8 protein-coding genes are annotated in these 8,305 nt (G+C 75.0%); 4 read left to right on the top strand and 4 right to left on the bottom strand.

The window, feature by feature from the left end; translation table 11 throughout:
- Positions 1 to 103 precede the first annotated feature (103 nt).
- Together BF93_RS16560 and BF93_RS16555 are read right to left on the bottom strand one after the other, a co-directional pair.
- Complete coding sequence (locus BF93_RS16560) at positions 104 to 670, bottom strand: P-loop nucleotide/nucleoside kinase family protein (RefSeq protein WP_051487115.1); 567 nt, start codon at positions 668 to 670, stop codon at positions 104 to 106.
- Between the two features lie 4 nt (positions 671 to 674).
- Positions 675 to 1,925 (bottom strand): FAD-dependent oxidoreductase, encoded by a 1,251-nt coding sequence (locus BF93_RS16555; protein ID WP_038374170.1) that lies wholly within the window; start codon positions 1,923 to 1,925, stop codon positions 675 to 677.
- 37 nt (positions 1,926 to 1,962) lie between these two features.
- Between BF93_RS16555 and BF93_RS16550 the strand changes: the two genes are divergently transcribed.
- On the top strand, positions 1,963 to 2,577 hold the full coding sequence (locus BF93_RS16550; protein WP_038374169.1) for a TetR/AcrR family transcriptional regulator: 615 nt from the start codon (positions 1,963 to 1,965) through the stop codon (positions 2,575 to 2,577).
- A gap of 33 nt (positions 2,578 to 2,610) precedes the next feature.
- Complete coding sequence (locus BF93_RS16545) at positions 2,611 to 3,453, top strand: MerR family transcriptional regulator (RefSeq protein WP_038374168.1); 843 nt, start codon at positions 2,611 to 2,613, stop codon at positions 3,451 to 3,453.
- A gap of 118 nt (positions 3,454 to 3,571) precedes the next feature.
- On the opposite strand, the gene BF93_RS16540 is transcribed toward BF93_RS16545, so the two are convergent.
- Positions 3,572 to 3,952 carry a VOC family protein gene (locus tag BF93_RS16540; protein WP_038374166.1) on the bottom strand — a complete coding sequence of 127 codons (381 nt, stop codon included), beginning with the start codon at positions 3,950 to 3,952 and terminating at the stop codon, positions 3,572 to 3,574.
- 100 nt (positions 3,953 to 4,052) lie between these two features.
- Between BF93_RS16540 and BF93_RS16535 the strand changes: the two genes are divergently transcribed.
- The gene (locus BF93_RS16535) at positions 4,053 to 5,018 is read left to right on the top strand and encodes a helix-turn-helix transcriptional regulator (protein ID WP_038374165.1); all 966 of its coding nucleotides are present in this window, start codon (positions 4,053 to 4,055) and stop codon (positions 5,016 to 5,018) included.
- On the opposite strand, the gene helR is transcribed toward BF93_RS16535, so the two are convergent.
- On the bottom strand, positions 5,005 to 7,200 hold the full coding sequence (helR, locus tag BF93_RS16530; RefSeq protein ID WP_038374163.1) for an RNA polymerase recycling motor ATPase HelR: 2,196 nt from the start codon (positions 7,198 to 7,200) through the stop codon (positions 5,005 to 5,007). The two genes, BF93_RS16535 and helR, sit on opposite strands and share 14 nt — an antisense overlap.
- A 170-nt stretch (positions 7,201 to 7,370) precedes the next feature.
- On the opposite strand from helR, the gene BF93_RS16525 reads away from it, so the two are divergent.
- Positions 7,371 to 8,231: an alpha/beta hydrolase gene (locus BF93_RS16525; RefSeq protein WP_038374162.1), complete on the top strand. Its 861-nt coding sequence runs from the start codon at positions 7,371 to 7,373 to the stop codon at positions 8,229 to 8,231.
- The last annotated feature ends 74 nt before the right edge of the window (positions 8,232 to 8,305 follow it).

Raw genomic sequence — 8,305 nt, 5'->3', positions numbered from 1 at the left:
CGCGGCCGGCCCCGGCGCGATGCGCGACGCAGCACCGCCGGGCAGCGCCGCGGCGGCGCGATCTGAGGACTTCGCAGGCCGCTGCGGCGTGGCCGCGAGCGCGTCACCGGTGCAGGGTGACCTCGTCGACCGCTGCCAGCTCCTTGGCGCGAGGAGGTTCGAAGAGCGTCAGGATCCGGGCCAGCTCGGCCGGGGAGACCGGGACCGTGCCCGGCTCGCCCCGGGCGGCGCGGGATGCGAGGCGGCGCTCCAGCTCCTCCGGCGCGACGTCGAACACGTGCCACCGCACGCGGGCGCCGCGGGAGCGGGCATCGGCGAACACCCGGGTGCGCTCCGCACGCATCCACAGACCGTCCTCGAGGATCACGTCCACGCCGCGCTCGAGCAGCTGCATCGCCAGCCGGTACAGCCGGGCCTGCAGCCGTTCGTGCGCCTCGGCATCGGTCGGCGGGATCCCGATCTCGTCCTGCCAGTCGTCGGTGCAGATCCGCAGCCCGGCCCCCTCGGCCTCGAGACGGCGGGCCAGGGTCGTCTTGCCCGCCCCGGGCGGTCCGCAGAACAGCGTCAGCACCGGCGCCGCCGGACCGGCCGCGACCGGGTCAGGACGGTCCGCGGCCGGCTCGGTGCGGGGCGCGTCCCCGGGGGCGGGGCGTGAGCGCGCAGAGGTCATGGCGTCAGCTTCGCACGGTGCGTCGCAGGAACCGCTCCGGCCGCACCCCCAGACCGATCACGCGTCCCAGCAGGTGCTGCAGCACGGGCAGCCTCGAGATCACCCGCACCGGCAGGGGCGCCTCCTGGAGCCGGCCCTCCAGCGTCGGCCTCAGCAGCCGCCTGAAGCCGACGGCCTGGATGCGCTGGGTGATGCGCGCCGCGGGCAGCCGACGGCGCCGCACCGCGTCGAGCTCGGCCGCGGTCGCGGGCCGCTCGGCGAGCACCGGGCCGAGCATCCGCGCGGTCGCCACCGCGTCCTGCACCGCCAGGTTGATCCCCACCCCGCCCGCGGGGCTCATCGCATGCGCGGCATCGCCGATGCACAGCAGGCCCGGCCGATGCCACACCGGAAGGTGGTCGACGCGGACCCGCAGCTCGTGCACATCGGCCCATTCCAGGTCCTGCGCCCGGTCCGCGAGCTCCGGACGGGTCGCCGCGATGCGCGCGCGGACCTCCTCCATCGGGCGCCGCCGCCCGCGCAGCTGCGCGACCGCGCCCTTCGGCACCACCAGCGCCACCTGCCAGTACTCGCCGCGGTCCAGGCAGATCAGCGCCCCGGCCCCGGCGGAGAACAGCGGAAGGCTCTCGTCGGGTCGGCGGGGCAGGCGCAGCCACAGCACGTCCATCGGCGCGCCCGTGACCACCGACCGCAGGCCGGCGGCCTCCCGAACCCGCGAGCTGCGGCCATCGGCGCCGATCACCGCTCGCGCGCGGATCCGCCGCTCGCCCTGCGGGCTCCGGACCCGGGCGCCGACGACGGTGTCGTCCTCGACGATCAGATCGGTGAGCTCGCTCGAGCGCAGCAGACGGAAGCTCGGCAGCTCGCCCGCGGCCCGCGCGAGCATCTCGAGGAAATCCCACTGCGGTGCGAGCGCCACGAAGCGGCAGCGCACCGGCAGGCGGCGCATGTCCGCCAGCGGGTAGACGCGCCCGCCGATGCCGGCGGACACCCGGGTCATCCGGTCGTGGGGGAGGGCGAGGAACTCCTCGAGCAGCCCGATCTCCTCCAGCAGTGCCAGGGTCGAGGGATGGATCGTGTCCCCGCGGAAGTCGCGCAGGAAGTCCGCGTGCTTCTCCAGGACGATGACGTCCACGCCCTGGCGGGCCAGCAGCAGGCCCGTGACCAGTCCGGCGGGCCCGCCGCCGGCGACGAGGGCCTGGGTCTCGAGCTCGAGCTCGCGGTCGTGGGTGTCAGCGGGGTCGATGGCGTCCATGCCGCCATGCTCCGCCGACCGGGGCCACAATGCCACCATGGTGAATTCTCGAGCGGGCCGTCCGCCCGGACCCTCCCAGGTGCGTGATCGGCTGATCGCCGCAGGCACCCGGCAGTTCATGGAGCGCGGCTACGACCGGGCGACGGTGCGCTCCATCGCCCAGGAGGCCGGGGTCGACCATGCGATGGTGAATTACTGGTTCGGATCCAAGGAAGGGCTCCTGCGCGCGGTGATGGACGTGCTCATCACACCCGGCGAGGTCATCGACCGCGTCCTCGCCCGGCGTCCGGCCGATCTCGCGACCGCGCTGCTCACCGCCGCGGTGAGCCTCTGGGACCGTCCCGAGGTCGCCGCAGGCTTCCGCGCCCTGCTGCGCGAGGGGATCGACGAGGGTCCCGGCCACCGGCTGGTGCAGGAGTACATCGGCCGCCGGCTGGTCGCCCGGCTGGAGGAGGTCATCGGCGGCCGGGACGCCGCCGCCCGCGCCGCGGCCGCCGCGGCGATCATGTCGGGGCTGCTGCTGACCCGCTACGTGCTGCGCATCGAGCCGATCGCCCGCCTGAGCGGCGACGAGGTGGTGCGGGCCTGCGCCCCGTCCTTGCGGATCGCCCTCGAGGGCTCCCGGCCGCGGCCTCGGCCGCGGGATGCTTGACCCTGACGCGACGTGAGGCAGTGGGGTGGAGCCATGACCGAGACGAACAGGACGGCGACGAGCCGGAGCCCGGAGGAGAGCACGCTGACCGTCGGCCGCGTGGCAGCGCTGGTCGGGGTGAGCGTGCGGACCCTCCACCACTGGGAGCAGATCGGCCTGGTGGTCGCGAGCGGCCGCACCTGGTCGGACTACCGCCTGTACAGCGCGGCGGACGTCGCCCGGATCCACCGGGTGCTCGTCTACCGCGAGCTCGGTCTGCCGCTCGCGGAGATCGGCCGGATCCTCGACGACCCGGATGTCGACCCCCGCGAGCACCTCATCCGCCAGCGGGAGCTCCTCGCCGAGAGGATCCGCCGGCTCACCCGGACGGCCCAGGCCGTCGACCAGATGATCGAGAGGACCACCATGACCGAGAACGACCCCACCATCACGCTGAGCGTCCAGGAGCAGGCGCGCATCTTCGGCACCGACTGGGATCCCGCCTGGCAGGAGGAGGCGCGCGAGCGCTGGGGCGGCACCGATGCCTTCGCGCAGTCCGCGCAGCGCACCGCCGCATACACCGCCCAGGACTGGGAGCGCTTCACCGAGGAGATGCGCGCGCTCGAGGCAGATATGGCCGATGCTCTCGGCCGCGGCGTCGATCCCGGCTCCGCAGAGGCCGCGGAGCTCGTGGAGCGCCACCGCGCCTGGATCGGCCGCAGCTACGACTGCGACCATGGCCGCCAGGTGATCCTGGCCCGGATGTACACGGACGATCCGCGCTTCACCGCGCACTACGACGCCTCCGCACCGGGACTGGCGCTCTGGCTGCGCTCCGCGGTCGAGGAGAACGCGCGCCGCCACGGCGTCGACCCCGACACGGCGACCTGGGAGTGATCCCGCCCCCGGCGGACGGCGCGGAGCATCCGCATCCGGCACAGCTGCGGCCCCTGCCCGACCCCGGGCAGGGGCCGCTCCCGTGCCCGGACGCATCGCGCCCGGGCACGGGGCCGGATCAGTCCCGCGGGCAGACGCGCACCAGGTTCCCGTCGGGATCGGCGATGACGAAGGTCCGCCCGAAGACCGCGTCGTGCGGCGCCTCGACCACGCGCGCGCCCATGCCGCGCCACTGCGCGAAGACCTCGTCGATCCGCTCCGGCCCGCCCTCGAGCATGAGCCCGACCTCGGAGGTGCGCGGCGTGGCCGGGTCGGTGCTCGCCGCGGCGTCCCGGCCGTCCAGCCCTGACCACAGGGAGAACAGCACCCCCGGCGCCACCTCGAAGGCCACGTAGCGCGGGGTGACGAAGACCGGTTCGATCGCGAACAGCTCCGCGTAGAACGCGGTGGAGGCCTCGGCATCGGAGACGTAGAGCAGGAACAGGTTCGGGGCGGTCATGGTGACTCCTCGGTCGGGGGCGCGCGGCCGGACGGCCGTGCGCGGTCCACTCTTCGCACCGAAGGTGACAGGGCATGTCATGTCCCTCGAGACTTCTTCCGTGCGATCCTCCCGGCTGCTCTCGATGATCCTTCTGCTGCAGACCCGCGGCCGCATGACCGCGGCCGAGTTCGCCGAGCGTCTGGAGGTCTCCCGCCGCACCGTGCTGCGCGACGTGGAGGCCCTCTCCGCCATGGGCGTGCCGGTGTACACCGAGCGCGGGCACGGCGGCGGGATCGTCCTGCTGCCCGGCTCCCGCCTGGACCTCTCCCGTCTCGAGCCGCGCGAGATCGAGGCGCTCGAGCTCGCCGGCCTCGACGCCGCGCAGCGCGAACGGCTGGGCCTGGGCGAGGTGCACGAGACGGCCGCCCGCAAGCTCGCCACCCGCGCCGTGCACCAGCCGGCCTCCCTGTCCGAGCTGGTGATCATCGAGAACAGCCCCTGGCTCGCGCCGCCGCAGGAGGGGGTCGAGCCCGCCGATCTCGTGCTCGACCTGCGCGCCCGCACCCGATGGGAGATCGACTACCGACGCAGCGGCCAGGAGCGACCGGCCCGCCTCGTCGTGGACCCCTACGGCCTGGTCTCCAAGGCCGGACGCTGGTACCTGGTGGCCGATGCCCCCGGCCCGACGCGCGGGGAGCCGCGCCTGTTCGCCCTCGAGCGGCTGAGCGGGCACCGGCCGCTCGCGGAGGCCGTGCGCCACCGCCCCGGCGCGACCCTGGCCAGCACCTGGCAGCAGCTGCGCACGACCGATGCCCCGGAGGTCCTGGTCACCACCCGTCTGCGCAGCACCTGGCGGGACTTCGCCCGGCGGGTCCTCGGATCCCGCATCGCCGCGATCGGCGAGGAGGAGGACGGCTGGTGCGCCATGACCGTCCGATTCGCCGATGTGCGCGGCGTCCGCCAGCTCCTGCAGTTCGCCGAGCACATCGAGGTGCTCGGGCCCCCGCGGGCCCGGGCCCTGATCCGCGAGGCGGCCGAGGATCTCGCCGCCCGCCACGCCCCGCGACCGCTCACCCCCGGCTGAGGATCACCAGCTCCCGGGTGCTGCGGGTCATGGCCACATAGCGGGCCGATGCCCCCGCCCGGCCCTCGCCGAGGGCCTCCGGCTCCACCAGGACCACCAGGTCGAACTCGAGGCCCTTGGCCTGCAGCGGGGAGAGCGCCCGCACCCGCGGGTCCGTGCCCGCCGGCAGGTCGGCGCCGATCACGCAGGCCGTCCCCGCGGGATGCGCGCCCGTCCACTCCGCCAGGATCCCCGCGAGCTCGTCCGGGGTGCCGTGGCGCACCGGGACGCCCGCCTCCCGGATCGACAGCGGGACGTTCGCATCGGGGACGGCGGCGCGGATCACGGGGGCGGCCACGTCCATCACCTCATGCGGCGTCCGATAGTTCACGCGCAGCACCTCTTGCCGCACCCGGCCGATGCCGACGCGGTCCAGACGCTCCGCCCACGTCCCCGCGAAGCCGCCGCCGGCCTGCGCCCGATCGCCGACGATGGTCAGGCTCCGGGAGGGGCAGCGGCGCAGCACCATCGCCCACTGGGCGTCGGTGAGCTCCTGCGCCTCGTCGACGATCACATGGGCGTACGGCCCGGAGAGATCCGCCTCCCGGACCGCAGGCCCTTCGCCGAGCAGCGCCTCGGCCATGTCCTCGCCGCGCAGCATGGACATCTGGCGCATCTCCGTGCCGTCCGCGGCCACCAGGTCGTCGATGACGGGGGCCATCTGCTCCCGCGCGGTGGCCCGGGCGGCCTCGCGGCGGGCGCGGCCCCGCTCGATGCGGGCATCCCCCAGACGGTGGCGGGCGGCATCCAGCAGCGGCAGGTCCGCGTCCGTCCAGGCCGTCGGCTCCGGCCGCCGCAGCGAGGCGCGCTGCGCGGCGGTGAGCCAGGGCGCGCAGCGGCGCAGGTAGGCGGGGACCTCCCAGAGGTCGCCGACGAGGTCCGTCGCCTCCAGCAGCGGCCAGGCCCGATGGAGCGCACGGGTCAGCTCCGCGCTGCGTCGCAGGGCGGCGAGGACCTGCGTGCTCCCGAGCAGGTCGATCGCCCGGCCGTCCGCATCGTAGGAGGCCGCGTCCTCGAGCCGGGCGCCGACGACCTCGGCGAGCTCCTCCAGGATCTGCGGCCGGGCGGCGTTGTGCGGGGTGCCCGGCTCGACGGCCGCGAAGGCATCGGCCCAGTCCGCGGCGTCCACCACGACCTCCGTGCCGCCGATCTCGAGGCGCACCTCCTCCTGCGGCGGCTCCTCGTACAGGGCGACGGCAGGCTCGATCGCGGCGACCATGCGGGCATCGGCCTTCAGCGCGGCGACCTCGGGATCGGGCTCCGGCACGGCGACGGCGGACTCGGGCACCAGGTCCCGGAGGACGGCGGCGCGCACCTCGTCCTCGCCCAGTCCCGGCAGGACGTCCGCGATGTAGTCGAGATAGGGCCGGTGCGGACCGAGCACCAGGATCCCTCCGCCGCGCTCGCGCAGCCGCACATCGGCGTAGGAGAGGTAGGCGGCCCGGTGCAGGGCCACCACCGTCTTGCCCGTCCCCGGGCCGCCGTCGACCACCAGCGGATGCCTCGCATCGGCGCGGATGATCGCGTCCTGATCCGCCGCGATGGTCGCGAGCACGTCGCGCATGCGCGGGGTGCGCGCCTCGGCGAGCGAGGCGAGGAAGGCGGAGTCCTCGTCGAGCACCGCGGCCTCCTCGTCCCCGGGGTCGGCGCCGCCCGGGGACCCGTCCTCGAGGAAGGACTCGTCCCACGAGGCGAGCAGCTCCCCGTCGCGCCAGCGGTAGCGGCGCCGCGCCGCGAGCCCCAGGGGGCGGGCACGGGTGGCGGCGAAGAAGGGCTCCGCGGCAGGGGAGCGCCAGTCCACCAGCAGGGGGCGCCCGTCCTCGTCGGACAGGCCGATGCGGCCGATGTACCGCGGCGCGGAGCCGTCGGCGGGGACGATGCGCCCCAGGCACACGTCCCGGGACGCGCGAGACAGCAGGCGTCGCCGGGACTCCAGGCGGTGCACCTCGGCGTCCCGCTCCAGGCGCTCCTGGCCGTCGCGGGCGGGGGAGCGCAGAGCGCGGGCGGTGCGGTCCTCGAGATCGGCGAGGGTCCGGGCGAGAGCCCGGTCGATCCGGGCGAACTGAGCGGCATCGGCGCTGCGGGCTGAGGCGGCGGGGGGCAGGGCGGCGGAGGACAGGGCGGAGCGGGAGGGCGCAGGCATGGGACGGGATTCTGGTCGATCCGGGGGCCCTTGCCGCAAGCCCCCCACCAGGGGATATCCTGATCACGGCAGGGGAGCCCGGGCCGGACAGCACGGGCCGGACCAGGGTCCGGAGCACGGCACCGGGGAATCCTCTGGCCCGGGGCGGCGCCCGGGCATAGCGTGCAGGCATGAGCCCCCGCGTCCCGTACCGTCCCCTCCCCGCGGATCTCGACGGCGTCGAGTACGCGCACGGCCCGGACTCGCATCGCCGCCCCGAGGTCCCCGCGGGGGCCGCCGAGACCCTCGAGCTCACCGGCAGCCGGATCTTCCCGGGCACCCGCCGCCAGGTCGTGATCCATGTCCCGGACGGCGTGCGCGCGGGCGAGGACGCGGCACTGGTCGTCTTCCTCGACGGCACCTGGTATCTCGACCCGGAGGGCGAAGTGCGCGGCGGGATCGTGCTGGACAACCTCACCCACGACGGGGTGATCCCCCCGACCATCGGCGTCTTCGTGGATCCGGGGACTCGCGACGCGGAACCGGGCCCGGAGGCGCCGCGCCAGCGCAACGTCGAGTACGACCGCGAGGACGACGCCCTGGCCCGCTTCCTCGAGCAGGAGGTGCTGCCCGAGGTCCGGGCGAGGCACCGGATCTGCGAGGATCCGACGCGCCGCGTCGTCTGCGGCGGCAGCAGCGGCGGCAATGCCGCCTTCACCGTCGCCTGGCATCGTCCGGACCTGTTCGGCGCGGCGATCTGCTTCTTGTCCAGCTTCGCGCAGATGCCGGGCGGGAACCCGTATCCCGCCCTGATCCCCGCCGTGCCGCCGAGGCCGGTGCGGTACCTGCTGCAGATCGGGCATCGGGACCTCGGCCACGACCGGCCGCAGGGGAACTGGCTCGCGGAGAACCTCCGCACCGGTGCCGCGCTCGCCGAGGCGGGCTACGACCTGCGACTGGTGCTCGGCGACGGAGGGCACAGCCCGAATCACGCGGGCGTCGTGCTGCCCGATGCGCTGCGCTGGGCGCTGGGCGTCGTGACCGGACCGTGACCTGCCGTCCGCGTCGCCCGTTCGCAGGACGCGCACCGGTGCCCGGACCTATGCTGGCCGCAGTTGTAACGCGT

Source organism: Brachybacterium phenoliresistens (assembly GCF_000576425.1).
GTDB classification, from domain to species: Bacteria; Actinomycetota; Actinomycetes; order Actinomycetales; family Dermabacteraceae; genus Brachybacterium; species Brachybacterium phenoliresistens.
Note: the sequence above shows the minus strand (reverse complement) of the source record. Positions and strands in the feature narration are given on the sequence as shown.